Annotated in this window: 23 protein-coding genes and 1 pseudogene; 8 read left to right on the plus strand and 16 right to left on the minus strand. The window is 69.2% G+C overall.

Annotation, left to right across the window (positions count from 1 at the left end):
• Positions 1–158 (minus strand): annotated as a pseudogene (locus tag ACFU5F_RS16765) (IS256 family transposase); the annotation flags it as partial.
• Positions 159–270: 112 nt separating this feature from the next.
• Entirely contained in the window at positions 271–510 is a 240-nt protein-coding gene (locus ACFU5F_RS16770; RefSeq protein ID WP_383887503.1) for a DUF6207 family protein, read from the minus strand.
• Between the two features lie 98 nt (positions 511–608).
• Between ACFU5F_RS16770 and ACFU5F_RS16775 the strand changes: the two genes are divergently transcribed.
• Positions 609–974, plus strand: coding sequence for a hypothetical protein (locus ACFU5F_RS16775; RefSeq protein ID WP_383887505.1), 366 nt, complete (start codon positions 609–611; stop codon positions 972–974).
• A gap of 74 nt (positions 975–1,048) precedes the next feature.
• Here the strand turns inward: ACFU5F_RS16775 and ACFU5F_RS16780 are convergent, their stop codons facing one another.
• The 4 genes from ACFU5F_RS16780 to ACFU5F_RS16795 form a co-directional block, all read right to left on the minus strand.
• Positions 1,049–1,567: a hypothetical protein gene (locus tag ACFU5F_RS16780; protein WP_383887507.1), complete on the minus strand. Its 519-nt coding sequence runs from the start codon at positions 1,565–1,567 to the stop codon at positions 1,049–1,051.
• Positions 1,568–1,733: 166 nt separating this feature from the next.
• Positions 1,734–1,946: an MmcQ/YjbR family DNA-binding protein gene (locus ACFU5F_RS16785; RefSeq protein WP_383887651.1), complete on the minus strand. Its 213-nt coding sequence runs from the start codon at positions 1,944–1,946 to the stop codon at positions 1,734–1,736.
• Entirely contained in the window at positions 1,943–2,140 is a 198-nt protein-coding gene (locus ACFU5F_RS16790) for a hypothetical protein (protein WP_383887509.1), read from the minus strand. The genes ACFU5F_RS16785 and ACFU5F_RS16790 overlap by 4 nt, the downstream gene beginning before the upstream one ends.
• Positions 2,137–2,532: an MmcQ/YjbR family DNA-binding protein gene (locus ACFU5F_RS16795; RefSeq protein ID WP_383887511.1), complete on the minus strand. Its 396-nt coding sequence runs from the start codon at positions 2,530–2,532 to the stop codon at positions 2,137–2,139. Before ACFU5F_RS16795 ends, ACFU5F_RS16790 begins: the two co-directional genes overlap by 4 nt.
• Before the next feature lie 224 nt (positions 2,533–2,756).
• Between ACFU5F_RS16795 and ACFU5F_RS16800 the strand changes: the two genes are divergently transcribed.
• Complete coding sequence (locus ACFU5F_RS16800) at positions 2,757–3,587, plus strand: helix-turn-helix domain-containing protein (RefSeq protein WP_383887513.1); 831 nt, start codon at positions 2,757–2,759, stop codon at positions 3,585–3,587.
• A gap of 113 nt (positions 3,588–3,700) precedes the next feature.
• Here ACFU5F_RS16800 and ACFU5F_RS16805 read toward each other — a convergent pair whose 3' ends face one another.
• The 8 genes from ACFU5F_RS16805 to ACFU5F_RS16840 form a co-directional block, all read right to left on the minus strand.
• On the minus strand, positions 3,701–4,132 hold the full coding sequence (locus tag ACFU5F_RS16805) for a YybH family protein (protein ID WP_383887515.1): 432 nt from the start codon (positions 4,130–4,132) through the stop codon (positions 3,701–3,703).
• A 64-nt stretch (positions 4,133–4,196) separates the two neighbouring features.
• Positions 4,197–5,177, minus strand: coding sequence for an alcohol dehydrogenase catalytic domain-containing protein (locus tag ACFU5F_RS16810; protein WP_383887653.1), 981 nt, complete (start codon positions 5,175–5,177; stop codon positions 4,197–4,199).
• Between the two features lie 295 nt (positions 5,178–5,472).
• Positions 5,473–6,393, minus strand: a complete 921-nt coding sequence (locus tag ACFU5F_RS16815; protein WP_383887517.1) for an SDR family oxidoreductase — start codon at positions 6,391–6,393, stop codon at positions 5,473–5,475.
• 293 nt (positions 6,394–6,686) lie between these two features.
• Positions 6,687–7,166 (minus strand): MarR family winged helix-turn-helix transcriptional regulator, encoded by a 480-nt coding sequence (locus ACFU5F_RS16820; RefSeq protein ID WP_383887519.1) that lies wholly within the window; start codon positions 7,164–7,166, stop codon positions 6,687–6,689.
• Positions 7,167–7,177: 11 nt separating this feature from the next.
• Entirely contained in the window at positions 7,178–8,239 is a 1,062-nt protein-coding gene (locus ACFU5F_RS16825; RefSeq protein WP_383887521.1) for an alkene reductase, read from the minus strand.
• 76 nt (positions 8,240–8,315) lie between these two features.
• Positions 8,316–9,221: an NADP-dependent oxidoreductase gene (locus ACFU5F_RS16830; RefSeq protein WP_383887523.1), complete on the minus strand. Its 906-nt coding sequence runs from the start codon at positions 9,219–9,221 to the stop codon at positions 8,316–8,318.
• A gap of 222 nt (positions 9,222–9,443) precedes the next feature.
• Positions 9,444–9,980: a DUF6262 family protein gene (locus tag ACFU5F_RS16835; protein WP_383887525.1), complete on the minus strand. Its 537-nt coding sequence runs from the start codon at positions 9,978–9,980 to the stop codon at positions 9,444–9,446.
• The gene (locus ACFU5F_RS16840) at positions 9,977–10,483 is read right to left on the minus strand and encodes a hypothetical protein (RefSeq protein WP_383887527.1); all 507 of its coding nucleotides are present in this window, start codon (positions 10,481–10,483) and stop codon (positions 9,977–9,979) included. The genes ACFU5F_RS16835 and ACFU5F_RS16840 overlap by 4 nt, the downstream gene beginning before the upstream one ends.
• Positions 10,484–10,785: 302 nt before the next feature.
• Between ACFU5F_RS16840 and ACFU5F_RS16845 the strand changes: the two genes are divergently transcribed.
• Entirely contained in the window at positions 10,786–11,280 is a 495-nt protein-coding gene (locus ACFU5F_RS16845; protein ID WP_383887529.1) for a hypothetical protein, read from the plus strand.
• Between the two features lie 104 nt (positions 11,281–11,384).
• On the opposite strand, the gene ACFU5F_RS16850 is transcribed toward ACFU5F_RS16845, so the two are convergent.
• Positions 11,385–12,722: a hypothetical protein gene (locus tag ACFU5F_RS16850; RefSeq protein ID WP_383887531.1), complete on the minus strand. Its 1,338-nt coding sequence runs from the start codon at positions 12,720–12,722 to the stop codon at positions 11,385–11,387.
• A 387-nt stretch (positions 12,723–13,109) separates the two neighbouring features.
• Here ACFU5F_RS16850 and ACFU5F_RS16855 point away from each other — a divergent pair, with 387 nt between their 5' ends.
• The 3 genes from ACFU5F_RS16855 to ACFU5F_RS16865 all read left to right on the plus strand — a co-directional run bounded on the left by ACFU5F_RS16855 (position 13,110) and on the right by ACFU5F_RS16865 (position 14,945).
• Positions 13,110–13,649: a hypothetical protein gene (locus ACFU5F_RS16855; RefSeq protein ID WP_383887533.1), complete on the plus strand. Its 540-nt coding sequence runs from the start codon at positions 13,110–13,112 to the stop codon at positions 13,647–13,649.
• A gap of 1 nt (position 13,650) precedes the next feature.
• On the plus strand, positions 13,651–14,310 hold the full coding sequence (locus tag ACFU5F_RS16860; RefSeq protein ID WP_383887535.1) for a hypothetical protein: 660 nt from the start codon (positions 13,651–13,653) through the stop codon (positions 14,308–14,310).
• Between the two features lie 122 nt (positions 14,311–14,432).
• Positions 14,433–14,945 carry a hypothetical protein gene (locus tag ACFU5F_RS16865; protein ID WP_383887537.1) on the plus strand — a complete coding sequence of 171 codons (513 nt, stop codon included), beginning with the start codon at positions 14,433–14,435 and terminating at the stop codon, positions 14,943–14,945.
• Between the two features lie 167 nt (positions 14,946–15,112).
• Here ACFU5F_RS16865 and ACFU5F_RS16870 read toward each other — a convergent pair whose 3' ends face one another.
• On the minus strand, positions 15,113–16,459 hold the full coding sequence (locus ACFU5F_RS16870; protein ID WP_383887539.1) for a hypothetical protein: 1,347 nt from the start codon (positions 16,457–16,459) through the stop codon (positions 15,113–15,115).
• A gap of 287 nt (positions 16,460–16,746) precedes the next feature.
• On the opposite strand from ACFU5F_RS16870, the gene ACFU5F_RS16875 reads away from it, so the two are divergent.
• Together ACFU5F_RS16875 and ACFU5F_RS16880 are read left to right on the plus strand one after the other, a co-directional pair.
• Positions 16,747–19,302 carry a DnaB-like helicase C-terminal domain-containing protein gene (locus tag ACFU5F_RS16875; protein ID WP_383887541.1) on the plus strand — a complete coding sequence of 852 codons (2,556 nt, stop codon included), beginning with the start codon at positions 16,747–16,749 and terminating at the stop codon, positions 19,300–19,302.
• The gene (locus ACFU5F_RS16880) at positions 19,302–19,874 is read left to right on the plus strand and encodes a hypothetical protein (RefSeq protein WP_383887542.1); all 573 of its coding nucleotides are present in this window, start codon (positions 19,302–19,304) and stop codon (positions 19,872–19,874) included. Before ACFU5F_RS16875 ends, ACFU5F_RS16880 begins: the two co-directional genes overlap by 1 nt.
• The last annotated feature ends 376 nt before the right edge of the window (positions 19,875–20,250 follow it).

Raw genomic sequence — 20,250 nt, forward strand, 5'->3', positions numbered from 1 at the left:
TGCCCCTGCTCGTCTCTCTCGCTGATCAACTCAGCTATATATGCGTCGACTTCAGCTTCCAGAGCGGCGGCCAGCATCCGCCGGGCGCCCTCCCGTACGATCTCGTCGATCAGGGATCCATCTCGCGTCGAACCGTCGTCGTTGACTACCGTGAGCACGGGCGTGCCTTCCCGACCGACGCGCCAACGTCGGCCTACTCGATACCAGTCGATCGATCACTCGGGAAGGTACGCCCTCCCGAGCAGATCCACAGGATCTGAGCATTGCTCCTCACTGCATCCCGGACTCCTCCGCGTCCGAGGGCCCGGGGAGCGCCTGCCGGAGATCGGTGTACAGGCGGATCCGTACGCCGGGCTGACCCGGCTCCCGCGTCACGTGCTCGGCCGGAGCCGTCGCCCACGTCCGGACCACGGCATCCCGGAAGGCCATGACGCTCGCTTCATCGACTCCAGCGACGTCGATGACGAGCAGGCCGGGTTCGGACAGGTGCACTTCTCGGATCGGGTCCACGTCTGCCAGTACGTGTTCGTGGGCGCCCAGGGTTCTGTTCAGACTCCTGATTCACCTGACCGGGTGAGTTGTCAGTGGCGACATCTACGGTCCCTTGCATGACCAGTTCGCCGAACTCCCGCGAGGACGCTTGGGTGTTGGAGGCCACCATCCGGACAGCACCGGCCGCCGATCCTCACTGGCAGGAGCAACTCGACAGGCTCCGCCCGATCGCCTCGTACGATCCTGAGACCCAGACGTGGCATGCCCGCCTCGGCGCGCTCGACCTGGCGGGCCTACAGATGTTGCAGACCCTCTTCGACACCGCGCGCGTCCACGGCACCGAGGTGCGCCTCACGCACGTGGCGGTCCCAGCGTACTGGGACGGCCCCGCCTTTAGGCGGGGGCCAGACGTGGCCGTGGCCGCTTTCCTGGAGGCGCAGGCCGACCGCGGTCGGCCGCTCGGTCAGCTGCCTCTGGCCTGACGAGCCCCGCGGGTACGGCTATCGCACTGGGGCGCTCGCCCATGCAACAGAATCCTGCGCCCACACCGCGAGCGTCAGCTGCTCACTCTGAAGCGGCGGAACATGTCCGGGAGGAACTGCTGCAGAAGGTCCTGGGCTGCATCGAGACGCTTGAGCTCGTCGTGGCCGAAGCGGAAAACGTCGTACCCCCTGAGCTTGAGGTCTCGGTCAGCGGTGACCATGTCCGCGTACTTGCCTGTATCCGGAGCGCGGCCGCGGTCGGGGGTGTAGTGCTGGGATCCGTCGACCTCCAGGACGACGCGCTGGCCGTGCGGCAGCAGCAGGAGGAAGTCCATGCGGGAGCGCAGCAACGCCTCGGGGCCGCGCTCCTGAACAGTCTTATGGTCCCAGTGCAGCCACACCTCGGGCAGAAGAGCGGGATCCCCCGGCGAGGGCCCGAGGATCTGGTGGTAGGCGATGAAGAGATTCTTCTGGCCGTCCGAGTTGTCCGGCAGGCTCTTGAGGAGTCGTTGGTACAGGTCACCTCTGCCCTCGGTGTCACTGCTGATCTCGCGGGTGTCCTGCCACCAGGCATGCAGATCACGCCAGCGCAAGAATTCTCTGGGGCTGAAGACGTAGCGCGAGGCGGGCTTTGAGGACTTGATGCAGCTCAGCGCCGGTGCGTCTGACCGTATCGGGTGCAACAGCTGTGGCGCCATCGCTGAATCGGGCGATGGCGCCGTCCCAGCGGATGAAATTTCAGTAAGGACTCTGATCGCACTATCGGCCTAACTCCCTGTCAGTTACAGCCTTGTCAGAAGCCGACCCATACGGGCGCTCGCTTTGTGGCAGACCGTCGATGACCAGGTCGTAGGAGTGCTCGACGGCATCGTTGATCAGCTGCTTCGTGATGCCCCGCCCGGGCCCCAGCGAGATCCAGTGCCTCTTGTCGAGATAGCGGCCCGGGGTGATCGAGGCGTAGCCGCGCTTCAGTGCCCGCGCGTGCTCGGGCTCGCACTGACCGTGATGATCTGTTCGTCCGGGTCGTCGGTGACGATCAGGAACACCTTGTCCGCGACCTTGTACACGTCGAGTCCGGGGGTGAAGGGGCGTCCGTGGCTGACCTCGGACAGGGCGAGGGCCGCCTTGCGGGCGGTGTCCTGGAGGCGGTCACCGGCCGCGCTCACCGGGCCGCCCGCGTGCTGGTGCCGTAGGTGTGCGGGTTGACGGGCTGCTCGGCCTTGGGCAGGCGGGCGACGACGAGCAGGTAGGAGTCGGTGACAAGTTCCCTGACGAGCTTCTCGTCGACGCCTGCCCCGCCCTCCAGCGTGATCCAGTGCTTCTTGTTCATGTGGTAGCCGGGGGTGATGTGGCTGTACTGCTCCCGCAGGGCGTCGGCCTCGCCGGGATCCGCCTTGAGGATCACGACGGGGCGCCCGGGAACCTCTGTCATCAGCATGAACACCTTGCCTCGTACCTTGAAGACCTCCCAGTCCGGGCCGAAGGGATGCTCCAGCTGCGCTCCGGGAAGTTCCTCCGCGCACTCGGCGGCGAACGTCTGCAGGGTCGATCCGTTCATGAGTTTTTCCTTCCTCGGGTGGTGACGGGGAGGGGCGTCGGCCAAGGACGCGTACGGCACGCCCCACCTTTTCGTCGACGCGGGCAAAAAGGGCGGTAGGCTGCGGACACGTGATGGTCGACAAGCGACAACCCGGGCGTACTCCACGCGTCGGGCGCAGCGGGCAGGCCGCGGTTCCGCTGTACGGTTTCCAGCCCCCGGTCGGCACTCCGTACGGCCTCGAGGTGAACACCGTCGAGGACTTCTTCGCCGAACACGACGACTGGCCGTGGAACCCGCCCCGCCCGGGCCGCGCCACCTTCCACTACCTGATCCTCGTCACCGAGGGCGAGCTGCTCCACGATGTCGACCACGTCACGCGGACCGTCAGCCGAGGCCAGTGGCTGTGGGTACGTCCCGGGCACGCGCAGTGCTGGCATCCGCCGGGCGCCGCCCGCGGCTTGTTCATCCTGTTCGAGCCGGACGTGCTGACGTCCGACGCCGCCCGCCTGCTGGCCCCGCTCACCGCGCACGAGGCCCCCGCCGTTCTGGGCCCACACCCCGATGACGCGGCCTGGCTGCGGCAAACGGCGCTCCAGCTCCTGGACGAGCACCGTGCACTGGGGCGGCGTCGACTCGATGTCCACCACGCCCTGCGGCGCAGCCTGCTCGAATCGCTGCTGCTGCGCCTTGCCAACTCCCCGGACGTCACCTCCGACGGCGCGTTGGCGGGCGGCACGGCACGCAGGGACACGTACGCACGGTTCGTGGACGCCCTGGAGCTGCACTTCCGGGAACTGCACCGGGCCGCGGACTATGCCGGGCTGCTCGGCTGTTCGGTTCGCACCCTCAGCCGCGCGGCCCGGGACGCCACCGGCAAGGGCGTGCGTGAGGTCATCGACGAGCGGCGGCTGCTCGAAGCCCGGCGCCTGCTGAGAGGTGGCGGTTGGGACGCCCGGGCTGTGGCCGTCCATCTCGGGTTCACCGATCCCGCGAACTTCGGCCGCTTCTTCCGTGGCCACACCGGTCTCACCCCGGCCGCCTTCACGGCCCGCGAAACCAGGACCGGCATGTGAGGCGGGTGCGGCACAAGCCGGCATCCCCACGGCCGCCACGGCCTTGATCGCGTCCGGAACAGGGGCCGGGGCCGGCCGCTCACTGGCCAGGGTGCGTCACCTTGGGTCCCCGGTCAGGACGCGATCGCGTCTGTCGCGGTCTGGGCGAACGCCCAGTTGGAGTGCACGATGCGCCACTCGCCGTCGATCAGCCGGTACGCCTCGGTGGCGTTCCAGGCGCGCAGCTGGCGCTCGTTGCCGTTGTCGTCGAGCACGTAGGTGTTCAGGTTGTAGGCCAGGACGGCGAAGTCACCGCCGTCGCTGACGTGCACGACGGGGTTGAGGTACTCGTTGCGCACGATGTGCGGGTTGGAGTAGATCGCCTCGATGTGGGCGACGGCAGCGTCGCGGCCGACGACCAGGTCCTTTTCGATCGGGTCGAAGTAGCTGATCTCCTCGGCGTAGTTATCGAGGTAGCCACGGCTGTCGCCGACGCTGAACCGCTCGTTGAAGGACTTCTCCAGTTCCAGGATGGTCTTGCTGATTTCTTCCTTGTTGACGCCCATGACAGTCTCCTTTTCGTGCATGCCGCCGCCGGCCGGCTCCGACCGGCGCGGATGGGTGTGTTTCTCAGTCGTCGAGCAGCACCACGTGCTTGCCCGGTGTCGCGCCGCCCTCGAGGTCGGCCTGGGCCTCGCGAACCTGCTCTAGGCCGTGGTAGACCTTCGCGACCGGTGCCTTGAGCCGCCCGGCGGCGATGGCTTGCAGGTGCTGCTGGAACACCTGCGCGGGCAGGTCGGTGGCCTCGCCCGCGTAGCTGGTCAGGCGCACCCCGCTGGGGATCATGAACGGGGTGAAGTCGGGGATCGTCCACTGGCCCGCCAGGGCTCCGGTGAAGCAGACGGTGCCGTGGCGGCGGACGGTGCGGAAGGTGTCGGCGAGGACCGAGCAGCCCACCAGTTCCAGTACGGCGTCGACGCCGTCCGGGATCAGCTCGCGCACCTGATCGGCGATGGTGCCGTTGTCGACCAGAGGATGGTCGACGCCCATGGCCCGCAGCTCCCCGGCCCGGTCCGGGCTGCGGGTGGTGGACAGCACGGTGGCTCCGAGGTCCTTCGCGATCGTGGCCGCGCTCAGCCCGACCGTGGAGGTGCCGCCGCGGATCAGCAACGTCTGCCTCGCCTGCAGACCGAGGCTCGTGGCGAGGGAGCCATAGGCGGTCTGGAACATCTCCGGCAGCGCGCCGGCCACTTCCCACGGGAGGCCGGTCTCGAACGGGATGACCTGGCTCGCGGGGACGGTCACATACTGCGCGTACGAGCCGTCGAAGGATCGGCCCATGCCGCCCATCATGGTCGCCACCTGCTGCCCCGGGCGCAGCCCGCTGTCCTCGTCGGCCTGATCGACCACACCGACGCCCTCGATGCCGGGGATCCGCGGATAGGTGACCTCCGCGTCCGACTCCCCCTTCCGGGTGGTGACCTCAGACTCATTGACGCCGAACGCCTTCACCTTGATGCGCACCCACCCGGGCTGCGGCTCGGGCACCGGCACCGTGGTGACCTGAAGGGCATCCAGGCCGCCGGGCTGAGTGACGACGACCGCTCGCATCGCCGTAGTGGCGGCGCCTGCGGACGCTGCACGCTTGCCCATGCCAATGATTCCTTACTCATCGAGGACGACCCGCAGGGTCGCCACCCTGCGGCCCGCGGCGAGATGGTCGCCGCAGCACCTCTCGATCCTCTGTCGACATCCAGCGAATCCTGCAGTCAGTTGCGGACATCTGATCGTCAATGGAGGACACCGGTGAAGCCCCGCGGTCGCAAGGCTTCGGGCCCCTCATCTGGGATGGGCCCGAGCCGTCCTGATCAGGCCGCCGGGCCGCGAGGGATGGGACGCGGGCCGGTCACCGGTGCCGTGCGGTGCGCAGCTCATCGGTGTACCGGGCGAGGGCCTCCTCGGCCGTGGGGACGGGCCCGAACAGCTGCTCCTGGCGGCGGGGGTCGGCGACGTAGCGCCCGGTCTCGAACCAGCGGAACATCGCGGCCAGGTCCTTGAACAGGGGCATGAAGCGGCCGGCAACGGCTCCTGCGGCGCGGGCGACGGCGGACGGGACGGCCCACACCTTGATCTTCTTTCCGGCCCGGCTGCCCATCACGTCGGCCACCTCTCGCATGCTGACCGGACGGTCCCAACCGATGTCGATCCGCTCACCGGCCTCGGCCTCGGCGTCGACCGCGGCTGCCAGGTACGCCGCGAGATCTGAGGTGTGGACGAAGGTCAGCGGGACGGTGGCCTTGCCGATCCACACCATGCGGCCCTTGTCGACCGGGGCGCCCGCCATGCTCGCGACCTGGTCGAGAAACGCCCCCGGACGCAGGGCGACGAACGGGACGCCGAACTGTTCGAGCTTGTCCTCGGCGAGCTTCTTGTGCCAGAAGTGCGGGACATCGGGCGTCTGGTCGCTGGTGAGGATGCTGGTCAGGACGAACCGCCGGATGCCGGTGCGGTGGGCGGCCTCGGCGAGGTTGGCGTTGCCGACGGTGTCGATGTCATGGGCGTTCTTGCCGCCGCGGGTATAGCCAGCGGCAGTGGTGATGACGGCATCGGCGCCGTTCATGGCGGCCACGAGCGAGTCGACGTCGAGCATGTCGCCGCGGGCGATCTCCACGCCCCGGCTTTCGAGCCGGCGGGCGTCGCTGGCCGGCCGCACCAGGGCGCGGACGTTCTTGCCGCGCTTGAGCAGTTCGTCGACGACCTTGCTCCCCAGGGAGCCGGTCGCCCCGACGACGAGGACCGGGAGGGTGGTTGAGTCGGTGGCAGGCATGGGGGTCTCACTTCCGTCAGGTCATCGGCAAAGGGCTTGGTGGGAGGGACAGGGTGGCAGCAGGCATGATCGCCTGCCGGCCGGGCGGGCCGACGGAGGCGGGCCGTGGGGGTGGATCCGCAGTGCTCCTCGCCGCCGGAACGTGCCGCGTCCGAAGGCAGCCCGCGACGGGGTGGGTGATACGGCCGACCTGGAGGTGGTCGCGCCGCATGCAGGACGGTGTGCACCCCGGTCCGCGTGCCCCACATCACGTGTGGTGTGGCGTAATCGGGCATGGGGTGCACACCAGGGAGTCACGCGGACTCTTCTTCCGGCAGCGCGCGGCTGCTGATCGCCTCGGTGATGGCGTACGCGGTCTCGACGAAGGACTCCGCCTGCTGCTCCGACAGATTCCGGGCGGACGTCTCCTCCAGGGCCTGCCACAGGGCTGCGATGGGCTCGCGCATCGCCCGGCCCTTGTCGGTGAGGTGGACCACCATGACTCGCCGGTCATGTGCGGCCGGCTCGCGGACGACCAGGCCGGCGTCCTGCATGCGGCGTAGTGCCTTGGAGATGGTGGAGTGGTCCACGCCGAGGCATTCGAGCAGCTCGGACTGGGACTGGCCGTCTCGGTCAAGAAGGTGCATCAGCAGCAGCTCCTGTCCGGGATGCAGGTCCATCTCGCGCAGCAGGGTGGCGGCGTAGGCGCGGTGCGCGCGGGCGAGTTGGAAGATCGCGTAGCTCATCGGTCCTGCGTCGGCCGTCGCGGGGATGCGGGGTTCGGGGGTGGGCATGGTTCGGTTCCTCAGCCGGTGTGGGTGGGGTAGTCGGTGTAGCCGGCCGCTCCGCCGCCGTAGAAGGTCGCCGGGTCGGGGGTGTTCAGCGGCGCGCCGGCGCGAAGCCTTTCGACCAGGTCCGGGTTGGCGAGCGCGAGGGCGCCGACGGAGACGAGGTCGGCCGTGCCGCCCTCGATGTCCTTGGCGCGGGCGGGCAGGTCGGTGCCGCCCCGGTTGAGGATCAGCGTGGTCGGCCACAGCGCGCGCAGAGTGCCCAGCAGCTCCTCGTCGCCGGCGTGCATCACGTGGAGGTAGGCCAGGTCGAGAGGGCGCAGAGCGTTTAGAAGCGCCGGATACAGGTCGGCGGTGTCGGACTCGGCGATGTCGTTGTAGGGGTTGCCGGGGGAGATACGGATACCGGTGCGCTCGGCCCCGATCTCGTCGGCCACCGCGGCGGCGACCTCGACGGCGAAGCGGATGCGGCCCCCGATCGAGCCGCCGTAGCCATCGGTGCGCTGGTTGGTGTTGTCGGACAGGAACTGGTGCACCAGGTAGCCGTTGGCGCCGTGGATCTCCACGCCGTCGGCGCCTGCCGCGACGGCAGCCGCCGCGGCGCGGCGGAACTCCTCGACGGTCGCCACGACCTCCCGCGTCGACAGAGCACGAGGGGTCGGCATTTCCTGGGGCCCGGACGCGGTGAACATCGCGCCCGCTGGCCGGATCGGCGAAGGGGCGACCGGCTGGCGCCCGTGGGGGGTGTTGTCGGGGTGGGCGATGCGTCCGGTGTGCATGAGCTGGATGACGATCCGGCCGTCGGCCGCGTGCACAGCGTCGGTGACCTTGCGCCACCCGGCGATCTGCTCGTCATTGTGGATGCCGGGGGTGAGGAGGTAGCCCTGGCCGTCGGCGGAGGGCTGGGTTCCCTCGGTGATGATGAGCGCGTGCGAGGCTCGCTGGGCGTAGTACTCGGCGTTCAGCTCGGTCGGGACGCCCTCAGGTGTGGAGCGGTCACGGGTCATGGGGGCCATGACCAGGCGGTGCGGGAGGGAGATGCCACCGACGGCGGTCGGCGTCCACAGGGCGTTCAACATGAATGGTCCTTCGGTTCGGTGATCGACAGCGGTCATCGGCAGAGCGGGGGCGTGGCGGAAGGAGAGGCGGGCGTGATCAGTCGACGGTGAGGACGAGCTTGCCCCGGACATGACCGGCGTCGCTGACCTGCTGGGCCGTGGCCGCCTGGCCGAGCGGGTAGGCGGTGACGGTGGTGACGAGCTTGCCGGCCGCGGCGTCCTGGGCCAGGGCGGCCAAGCGGGCGGTCGAGCGTTCCTGGGACCCTTGGGAGAAGGTGACGCCCATCTGACGTGCACCGAAGTCGGCGATGGTGACTATGCGCTCGGTGCCGCCCCGCAGGGTGATGGAGTCCTTCAGGGCTCCCTTCCCGGCCAGGTCGAACACCGCGTCCACACCGTCTGGGGCGAGCGCCTGCACCCGCTCGACCAGGCCCTCGCCGTACACGGTCGCGGTGGCGCCGAGCGAGGCGAGGTAGTCCTGGTTGGCAGGGCCGGCGGTGGCGATGACCCGCGCTCCGCGGGCCGTGGCGAGCTGGACCGCCAGGGTGCCGACCGCTCCGGACGCGCCGTGCATCAGCACGGTCTCCCCGGCGGCGACCCCCAGCAGGTTCAGGACCCGCTCGGCCGTCTCACCGGCCACTGGCAGCGCGACCGCGTGCTGCCAGTCGAGGCCGGCGGGCTTGGGGGCCACGGTGGTGGCCAGCGCGTACTGGGCGTACGAGCCGGTGTCCGACCAGCCCAGCACCTCATCACCGACCTGCACGTCGCTCACGCCCTCACCGAGGGCGTCCACCACGCCGGCGAGCTCGGCACCGGGGACGGCGGGGAGGGTCGTCGGGCGGACGGCCTCCATCATCCCGGCGCGGATCTTGCCGTCCAGAGCGTTCAGCCCGGCGGCCCTCACGCGGACCCGGACCTGGCCGGGGCCGGGCTGCGGGACCTCGATGTCCGCCTCGTACAGCACGTCCGGACCGCCGAACCGGTCGAACAGAATGGCTTTCATGACGACTCCTCCCGTGCCCCCCACGCATTTAGGTGGCTGGACACATATTCACCGTAACAGTAAACATGTGGCTAGCCAAGTATCCGCTGTCGCTCGGGCTGCGTCGGGGTCGCGTCGGTCTCCCCGGGGCGGAGGTCGAAGCGGGAGACGCGCAGCCGGAGCGCGCCTTCCTCAGCCAATGGCTGCCTCGGCCGGAAGCCGGACGACCGGGCCGGCCAGACCCTAGCGGTCCGCGGCCTCCTTCTGGTTCAGCGCCCGGGTCAGCTCACGGTTGGCCGCCCGGGCAGCCTCCAGCTCCGCGTCCCTCTCCTCCAGCCGCGCCAACAGCTCGGTGTTCGCCTGTTCCATGCGGGAGACCTGGCGCTGAAGCTCTTCCTGGTCGGCGGGGGCGCCGAGGCCCGACTCCCGCCACGCCTGCTCGCCCATCAGCTCGGCCAGCCGGCGCTCCAGGCGCTGGGTCTGGATGACGAGCCGGGTGTTGCGGGCGTGTGCGTTGGCGAGGTCGGCCTGGAGCGAGGCGAGGCTGACCGGGGGCCCGGCCCCGGGCTCCGAGGCAGAGGGTTGCCGTTCGGCGGCGTGGATGAGGGCAAGCAGGTCGTGGTGGCGGTAGAGGAAGGTGCGGTCGACCCCGGCCTGCCGGGCGATCCCGCTCACGCTGATCGCCGTGCCGTTCCCGGTGGCCTGCTTGATGGCGGTTTTCACGCGCTGGCGGCGGCGTTCACTGTCGGCGCGGCGGCCGTCGGCCATGGCCTTGCTCATACGGACCTCGTGGTGTGCGCGTCGGGCAGAAGCTGGCCGATGCGGGGCATGCCCAGCATCACGCTCCGGTTGCGGCGTACGACGGCGACGGCCTCGCCGATCTGGGCCTGTTCCTCGGCCGTGAGGTCACCGAGATCGGCCTTGACCCGGTCGATCAGGCGACGCACCCGACGGATCTCCTCCTGGGAGGGCATGGCCTCGCTGCGCGCCCAGTCGTCGGCGGCGAACGCCGACATCAGCCGCTCCCGGCTGCGCAGCAGGTCGGCCAGATACGCCTGTAGATCAGGCAGGTAGGAGACATCCGTGCGGAAATGGTCGCAGCCCACGCACCGGAACCGGATGGGACAGCTCTGCCCGCCGGCCGCGACATTCGAGGGCTCCTGGCAGACACCGTAGGGGACGCTGACCTCCCCGATCGCCCGCCGTACGTGCTCGGAGTCCAGCAGCGAGTGGGCCCTGCGCCACACACGGGTGCCGTTACGGTCGAACTGCAGCGCAACCACCCGGTCTACGGCGTCGCGCCGCCGCTCCTGGCTGACCCGGTATACCTGGTCCGCCCCTCTGTCGCGGTAAATGCGTGCACCTCGCCCCGGCAGCCGGAAACCCCTGCCGCAGGTCGCAGTGATCACGGTAGAGACTCCGCCGCAGTAAATCCGTCATTTACTGCCGCACTACCCAGTCGGGGAGGGGGACCGCAGAAGTCCGATAAACCGACCCCGGCGTGCGTCTATGCGCCCTTGGCGCGCAACGCTGCGCTGACAGCTTTGCGTTGTCAGCGCAGTGCTGTGCCGGGAGGGTGAGAGGCATGACGAACACCGACAAGCCGACTCGTCCGCCCCGGCGGGTCCCGTACGTAATGGACGAAGAACAGGCCGAACTGCTCGCCCGGCTCGCCGGCCGCTACGCCAGCGTCCTGCCTGAAGTCCGGGACCACGCTCCGGAGGCGTCGGTGCCCGTGCTGCTGCACGCGGTTCACGCTCACCAGGCCCGTCGACTGATCGAGTCCGATCCGCGCTGGCAGAAGGCAACGGGGCGCGTGGTGGAGCTCGAAGACCGTGCTGATGACGTCGCCGCGGCCTTGGCCTTGCTGCGGGTTGCTCGTGCAGACCTGGACGGCCTGGAGTTTGCCCTGCTGCTGGCCGCCCGCTCCATCAGTACGAGCACGGGCAAGCCCCTGCTGACGTTCAAGAAGATCGCTGCCGCGCTCGGCGTCGAGTCAGAGCAGGCCGCCCAGGGCCGTTACCGCCGCAAGGTCGGCAGGCCGAACGCCACTTCTTCCGGCGCCGACGGCACCCCGTAAATGCTACTGCCGATTTCGGCATCGAGCTGGTCGATCTCGGCCATCGCCGAGGCGCGGACCACGGGTCGTCGATCGATGAACCCGCCAATCAGTTCCCCGTGATCTCAGAATCTGTGTGGCCAGAAGAGCGAGTCAGGGATACCAACGGCGGGTGGCCGCCGGGGGACGATGACGCCGATGGCGTCTTCGGCGGCCCGCAGGGCCTGTTCGTGGCTGCCGCTGCCGAGCTGATGAGCAGGGCAGTTTCTGCAGTCGCCGACCCGGGCGTGTGCATCGGGGCTGCCGTTGAGGCCCCGTACGTGGGCGAAGGCGTGTTCGGGGAAGTCGGCCCGCACCGTGTACCAGGCGCCGTGTCGCTCTTCTTTGGCGAGGCCGGCGGCCACTTCCGGGTGCATCGGCGGGTACAGCTGGCCATCGTGCTCGCGGAGCATGAAGACGCGGTCGACGTAGTTGACGGTGTCCCCCTTCGGCTGCTTCGCATCTAGCCAGGCCAGGGCGTCGCTGCGGCTTCCGGGCCCCCAGAGGTAGTCCGCGGGGAACTGCGTTGTCTCGAACCGGGAGTCGAACGCTGCCCAGTGTGCGTCCTCGTACCGGCTTCCGGGGCGGGAACCGCTGCGGATCAGGAGGTAGAGGTAGCCGTCGGCATCGGTGTCGTCGCGCAGGGCATCGGCCTGGGCCATGTGGACGCTTCCCTCGTCGTTCCAGGCCATGACGACGATGTCGCGTTCCACCGGGGCGGGGTACAGGCGGCCGCCAGGAGTCGGGTGTCCCCACAGCTGGTTGACGAGCTCTGCCAGGTCATGCAGGGTCCGTGCCGTCTCCACGGGCGTCGTGCGGTGGTAACCGGTCGGGTGGGCGACAGCATTGCGCAGATTCGACATCGCATGCTCGATGCCACGCGTGCGCTGACCACGCAGCAGACCAGCCGCTCGCGCCCAGGTCCGCAGTCCGGCGAGCATGCCATTGAAGGCGATCAGCGTGGTGCCGACCTTCAACTGCCATTGCGGCGAAGGTTGTTGACGTGATCTCCGCCGGTTCCTCCGGCCCAGCTTCTTCACCGCGGCGAGCACATCGTCGTAGGTGCCTACGGCCTCGGTTTTTGGAGGCTCCAAGCCATTGGCGTCCTCGAAGGTGACCGCACCGGCGTACCACTGGAGGAACCGCTCGCGCAGCGCCTGCTCCATCACCAGCAAGGCGCGGTCGTCGACCACGGTGAAGACGTCATAGTCGAGCAGGCCATAGACGAAAAGGCGCTGAAGCCGATCGAACTCCCGGCGCGTCCCCTCCGCCACGTCCGAAGCAAGCCCGCAGTCCGCGACCATCCCTTGTAGGAACTCGGCGGACCTCTCGGCCGGCATCGGGCCGCCCAGCCCGAACGGGGTGAAGATGAGCGCCGTACTATCCGGCGTCTGCAGCTCCTCCAGCGAGCGGATCTCTGCCACGGTTACGACCTCCTGTGCGGGCAACCCAACAGAATGCATGAGAAGTTCACACTGCGCCATCGCTTTTGGTACTGCTGGACCTGCTCCCCATCTCCCCGACGTAGAGCGCGCTCCAGGGCCCTGCTCTCCACCGCTCTGCTCCGCCAGCCGCGACGCAGCCGTGCTCCGATTGTCAGTGCCGCCCGGTACCGTGGATCCCGTAGAAAACGGCATGCCGCGAACCGCCGTTTCCGCTGTTGCCCGCGCCCACGCCGCACAGGGGCAACGCCGCCGGACAAGGACCGAGATTGGGTCCCGCGCAGCACCACCCGAAGGAACCCGTCTGTCCGGCTGCGCCCATCCACGCGACGTCCGGCGGGGAGCGTGGGGTCCCGCTTGGAGACGACCGTGACCAAATCAGGCAGCGACTACCTCAAGCGGCAGGCTCGCAAGATCGCCAGCACCACCGGCCGCCGGTTCCCCGACGTGCTCGCCGAACTGCGCCGCGCGCCCCGTCCGGCACTGCGGCAGCCCTCCACGGAGCTTGTCCTCGTCTGCGACGGGATGGCCCACCCCATCGACGGCGGCCGATGCGCCCGCGCGGCCGGCCACCGGATCCTCGACGGCGGCTGGGGCTGGTGCAGTTGGGGACCCAACGACGCCGTGAACGTCTGGGCCGGCTACTACGACGCCCAGGACCAGGCGCGGCGGGAGCAGGAGGCCGCGCGCTGCGCCGCACTCACCCCGGAGGAACGGGCGGCCGAGGAAGCCGAGTCGGAGTCCGCCTACTGGGCGGACCTGGCCGACGCGGCCCGGGAGCCGTACGACCCATACGACGACAAGTACCAGGAGATGGTCTGGGAAGCCCAGGACGAAGCGCGCTGGGAGGCCGAGGCCGACCGCGACGACGCCGAAGACCCGTACGTCGACTCGCACCTGGGGGCGTGACGTGACCACCTCCAGCGCCCTCAAGTCGTACGGCCCTCTGCAGTTCCCCGACCGCGCCGGTCTGGCGCGATGGCAGTTCACCCGCGCCCAGCGCCTTGGGCTCATCCCTGGTCCCGACGTGGCCAGCGACCGATGGTCGGCCGCGGCCTTCAACGACGCCGTCGCCCGCCTCGACACCATCCGGCAGGCCGTCGGCACCATGCCTGACGTCGGCGCCACCCGCGCCGAGGAACACCTCGCCGACCGTTTCTCGATCACCGTCCACTCTGGTGCTGCGGCCGAACTTGCCCGCCGTGGACACCTTCCAGTCCGCGGAGAGTACCGCGATCGCCCCCTCTACTGCGGGCTGGCCCTGGAGACCTTTCGCGACCGTCGCAAAGTCGAACGCGCCTCGGCCGCGGGCCGCCTCCACATGCGCGACGCGGCGGCCGAGGTCCTCCGCGTGAGGGAGAGCGACTTCGACCACCTCGTACGGGCCGGACTGCTCACCTACTCCGAGATCGTCGAGGGACAGCACCACACCCAGGTCCGCCTCTACCGGCAGGCCGACCTGGACCGGCTTGCCCGAAGCCGTCGAATCGACTGGCCGGCCGTCCACGCGACCCCCGCGGGCCGCCGGTCCCCGCTCGCCTCGCTCCCCACCAAGTCGGCTGGCCGGTGAGCGTACAGAGGGTCCACAGAGCCTGCTGCCCGCAAGACGACGAGGAACTCCCGACGACCCACGCTCTCCAGTACGCCATCCCTCACCCTTCCCCCACGGGGTCGGCGGGTACCAGCCGGCCAGTGGACGGCGCGCGGACAACCACGCGGCTCGACGACCTCCTGGAGACGCTCTCGCCGGAGGACCGATGGGAGTTGGCCCGCCGGGTGCGGGTTGGCTCTCTGACGCTGCACGTCGGCGACCGAGTGGAGGCTCGACGTCAGCTGCGAGGCTCGTACCCGCACGCCGACCTGGAGGCGGAAGAAGGATGGGGAGCGGAGCCAGAGGACTACTGCGTCCCGTATCGCGTGCCGGCCGGAACACTCGGCTGGGTGACGCTGGTTCGGACGTACATCACTCCGTTCCCCTACGGCGTTGTCTTCGACAGCGGCCCTGAGCTGAGCCTGGCTGAGGGCGACATCGTCCGTGTCACCGAGCAGCCGTCCGAGAACGAGCGGGAACGGAACGATGCGCTCTGGACCATCCCGCCCGACGGGATGTTCACCCTCTACTGCTGCCGATGGGTCGATCGGGTCGGCCGAGCCTGTCCGCAGCTCAGGCGCCACCGCGGCCCGTGCGGGCTGCCGCCGAGGTGACGATGGTGACCCCGGCCCCTGTCTTAGGGCCGTGCCGCGCGTGGCGCCCGGCGCGAGTCCGATCAACCCGGCCTGATGGCACCTCCAGGCGTCCGTGTGCGCGTACGGGTGCGGCTGCTGCATTCTGTGCGGCGGACTGCTGGGAGTAGCCCGGCCCTTCAGAGGGATCAGAGGCGGTGTAGTGGGGCCGTGCTGTCGACCCAATGCCAATTCACCGGCCGCCACTGCCTCTTGAGGGTGGTGCGCTCTTTGGCGTAGGAGCGCAGCGCGTCTTCCACCACCTGGCCGAGGCCGCCGAGGGAGGCAGGACGCGGGATGCGGAGCATCAGGTGCTGCGTGCGGTGAACGAGGATCAACTCGCCCGCGGGGGTGCAGTCCAAGAGGGTGAAGTGCTTGAGCAGCTTGTACCGCGTGTCTTCCAGGTCGAGGCGCTGGGCGCGCACTCCCGTGGCTGTCCAGGCGAACAGCCCGTACCGGTTGAGGTGGTAGATCCGCTCACGTATGGGGTCGGCGGCGATCTCGAAGCAGAAGCCGGTGAAGGGGCTATCGCGGTGCAGGTGCATGCCGCCGAGCTGGCCGACGAACTTGCCCTCGTCGCTGACCAGGACGAAGGCGAACCGCTGGCCGCGGCTGCCGCCCCGGTAGATGTGTCCGTAGACGGGGATGACGAACAGGTCCTCACGCACCACCGCGGGCCGGCCGAGCCGGGCGTCGTCCCAGTCCCACTGCCGCGCGGTCTGTTCGAGCTCGGTGAGGTGCTCGGTCAGCGAGGGCTGCGGCCGGTGGTCCATGCCGACTGGTTTGTCGTTGAAGAGGACGTCCGGCCGCAGGTCGGCTTCGGTGTGCTTGACGGGTTCTGCCTCCATGGATGCCAGGGCCCGCAGCGTCGGCTTCGAGGTGGGGGTGAGGGGCTGGTCCGTGATCGACACGATGTTGTCGAGCAGGTTGGCGTAGTTGTAGAGCCCGTACTCGCCGGTCGTGCACAGCAGGCGGCCGGCGGGAGTCGTGCTGATCCAGGTGGCGAACGGGTCGCGCGGGCCCTCGTCGTAGCTTCTGCGGGGCATACCGTGGTGCGCGGTCACCGCCGTGAGGTCCGCGGTGACCAGATGGGTGTGGTCACCGGGACCGGTTACGGCGACTGTTCCTTCGGGCAGGACGCACAGTCCCTTTGCCCACCAAAGGTCCTTGCCCAGCCCTGTCGTGGGGCCGCCGAGAGTCGTGTCCTGACGCAGGTACTTGCTCTGCCCGGAGACCGCGGTGGCGAGCAGGGTGCCGTCGGGGGCGTACCTGGTCACCAGCGAGTAGCTGAAGTCCGCCTTCGCCGGATCGGCTTCATCGTCCGCCACGCCGTAGGTGTGGCGGTGGACGCTGTAGAGGGCGTAGAGCTCGCCGGAGGGCGCGGTGGCGACGTCGTCGACCCGCACGCCCCAGCCGTCGGTGTACTTGCGTTCCAGGTCGACCGCGTGGTGATCGACGAGCGCGGACGGCAACGGCACGGGTATGGCGTGAGTCATCACGCCATTCTCACCGGCCCCACTGACAACACTGCTTCTCTCCCTCACTCGATCCGCACCTCGCGGGCGCGCCCTCACCGACAGGGATGACAGACGCCTGCCCAGCTTCTGGCACAGCGTCTCCGCGCTGCTGGCTACCGATCGGTTGCGGGGGCACCCCGCCCGTCAACTCACACCCCGCCAAGTCACCAATAGTGAGTGAGATACTCAAAAAACTTAGTGACTTTCACAGTCTGATATATGGATTCTGCTACAATGGGGGCTAGTTGAGTGCCCTAGGAGGGTGAGTGAGTCAGCCGCACGAAGAAGTTGCGACGAACGCGACCGAGGCACGGAACGATCTCTTCTCCCTGGTGAAACGCGCCGAGCTGGAAGGGCGTACGACGTTGATCCACAAGCACCGAGAGCGTGCTCTGCTGGCTCCGCTCGACCGGCTCCCGGCCGCCCGGAAGGCCGATGCGTTCCCGTCCCACGCGCTGAGTGCGGCACAGAAGGACTTCGGTGAACTCATCACCCTGGCCGCTCAGGGGCAGCCGCAGGTGCTCCGCCGGGGCCGTACCCCGGTCGCGGTGCTGCTTCCCGTCGACACCACGTCAGGTGTTCCCTCGTCCGACACGGCCGCCCACACTGGCGCGGCGCCAGAAGGAGGTGCGGTGAACAGCCCACACGATCAGGACAGCGGCAGTGCACCGCGCAGGCTCGCCACGCTGGGCGACGCCATCGGTGCCGTGCTCGCCGCCGGCCCAACCGGCGGCCCCACCTTCGGGCTGCCCGGCCTGGACGCCGCGACGGGCGGCCTGCAGGCCGGGCGGCTGACACTGGTGGCGGCCGCCCCGAACGTCGGCGGGAGCCTGCTGGGCCTGGCCGCCGCGCGACAGACCGCGCTCGTCGACAACCACCGGGTCCTGTACGCGGCCTCGGGGCCGAACCAGGCCGACATCATGCGCCGGATCATCTCCGCGGAGACCGGGGGCGACTACCCGCGCCTGAAGCAGGGCCGCCTCACCCAGCACGAGCAGCAGGTCGCCCAGGAGTTGGTCCAGGCGCCGCTGCTGATCGACGACGGCAGTGAGCTGACCGCCGAGGCGATCGCGGAGACCGCCCCCTACGTCCAGGACCTGGCCCTGGTGGTCGTGGACCGCCTGCAAGCCGCCCACAACCCCCGGCTTCCCCTGTCCGGTGACCGTCTCCCGGTTGCCTCCCAGGGCCTGGCCTCACTCGCGCGCACCCTGCACGTACCAGTGCTCGCCATCGTCGACAGCGACGATCCCACGCTCCTACGTCTCCTGGACGCCGACGTCACGTTGACGCTCGCACCGACCAAGGACCCTGCCAAGGTCCAGGTGACCATCGCGGAGCGCGACTTCGGCACGATCGGCTCGGCGTATCTGCAGCCCGACCTGCTCCACGCCCGTTTCCTCGACGCCGGAGCCGCCTCCCTCGACCGCGCCGACAGCCCGGCAGGCCCGGGGCTCTCGGCGTCCGCCGGCGGAACGGCGGCACTGGAACTGGCCGAAGCCGCCCTTCCCTACACCTCCGGCGGACACCAGGGGATCCCCGCCGCCCTCACCCACGAACTGGCGGCATGGCGAACTGCGGTCGCAGACAGCGACCAGGAAGCCCTGAAGGAGATCCTGCCGTCGCTGCTCCAGGCCGCCGCAGCGGTAACGGCGATGCCGGACACCCACGAGGGACACCGCCTCACCGCCGCTCTGCGCCCCTACGGCGAGCCCGTGTCTGCCGACACCGGCGCAAGTGCCGGTCAGGCTCCTGCCGCCGGTGCCCCTGTCCACGCCCCGGCGGACAGCGGACAGGCCCAGGGCCACGTGGCAGAGGACGAGGAAGACGACGAGGACGGCCTGAAGCCTGGGGATGAGGAGGACGAGCCCGAGGGCCACGTCTTCCCCGCCCTGAAGATCCTCAAGGACGCGGTCGGCCGCTCGAAAATGCACCCGATCCCCGTCATCCGCACTGCGGACCGCGACAGCGGCCCGTGGCCGCTGATCAGCGAGCACATGGACGGCGAGCCCCGCTGGGTCCACCCCGACGTCACCGCCACCCGCGTTCCCCACATCCGGGCGAACGGCAAGCGCGTCCGCCGCGACCAGCTCGACGTGCCCGACTCCTTCGGCGAAGGCATGCTGTGCCTGATCGACCGCAACGGCAGCTTCCCCTCCGCCTGTTCGGCCGTTCCCCTCGCCCCGAACAAGCTCCTGCACACCGGCCCGCTCGACGCCTACGACAAGGCCGGAGCCGGCATCTACCTCATCGACATCCCCGAGTGGACCCGCACCGACATGCCCCACCCCCTGGGGCGGATCATCGACCGACCCGACGACGACGGCCGCGTGTGGGTCACCACCCCCCACATCAAGCAGCTGGACAAACTCGTCCGGGACAACCACCTCGCCGCCATGCCGGCCATTCACGACTCCTGGACCGGGAAATACAACGAGTCCCTCTTCAAGCCCTTCTACGAGGCCACCCGCAAAGCACGGACCGAGCTCGTCCAGATCGGCGGCGACCCCTACAAGGCGTACAAGACCCGACTGTCCATCGCGCTGCGCCTTTTGTGGCCCAAGCGCCCCGCACAGCGGTCCCCGTTCTACCGGCCGGACTGGCGCATGAGCATGGTCGCCGAAGCATCTGTCCGCCACTGGTCGGTGGCCTTCAGGGCCGTCCAGCAAGGCCACCAGCTCCTCGCACTGCGCAACGTCGACGCGGCCGTCTTCTGGACGCCCGACGGCACCGCGCCCGCCACGTACCGGATCGGGACCGGCTTCGGCGAAGTGAAGGCCAAGTTCGTCAAGCCCGGCGAGATCATCCCCGAAGGTGACGACTGATGGCAGGCCCCACAGGCCGCGGCGACTCCCTGGGCGCCGCACTCAACAACCTCCTGCGCTCCCAGGTCACCCCCCGACACCGCCTGTCGTCGTACAACGCCAAGCACTGGCACGCCCAGCTCAGCCAGCTCACCGCGACCCACCGCGGGCAGCAGGCCCTGGCAGACTCCGGCCTCCACGTGACGACCAAGACCCTCATCAACTGGCTGTCCGACGCCGAATACAACATCCGCCGCAGCTACCGCGACCTCATCCACACCGCGTACGAGAACGTCGCCATCGTCCCCGCCGACCCGATCCCCGACCACATCAGGCGCGGCCAGTACGAGATCAGCGGCGTCGTCAAAACCGGCGACGATGAGCGCACACGCGGCACCGTGGACGCCGCGCCCCTGCGTATCGACGGCAGCCGGGGCCACTGGGACGAGATCGAGGAGCTCTGGCTCGCCGGCGAACTCACCGACGACGAGTTCGAGGACCACTTCATCGACGACGTCATCGTCGAGGACATCGGCGAAGGCACCGACGGATGGGAGTTCCCCGGCGCCTCGTACTCCGTCGAAGTCAGGTAACAGCACGCTGTGGTGCACGCCTCCTCTTCTGCTGTGGAGTCGGCGCGAGCCGTGCTCGGCGGGCCAGGCAAGGGAGGTCCGAACAGATAACCGCCACCCCGGTCGCACGTTCGCTGCCAGAGGGGGTCGGCTGTCGGAAGCTGTTCCCGAGCGACGGAACCATCACGGGCCGTAGGCTCACGGTCAGAGCCGGGGCGTAGCGCACGCATGGGACACGTACGGGACACCAGGGGGAATCAGTACGGTGGAGCAGGAACGTGAGCTGTTGGTCGAGTACGGCCGGTGGCGGAGGGACGACAGTGCTTCAGACGACGATCGTTCCGAGCAGTTTGTCGACATCGTGTCGGCGCTGTTGAGTCGGTCCGTGCCTCGGGAC

Origin of the sequence: Streptomyces sp. NPDC057438 (assembly GCF_042802995.1) — a bacterium.
In the GTDB taxonomy this organism is placed as follows: Bacteria; Actinomycetota; Actinomycetes; order Streptomycetales; family Streptomycetaceae; genus Streptomyces.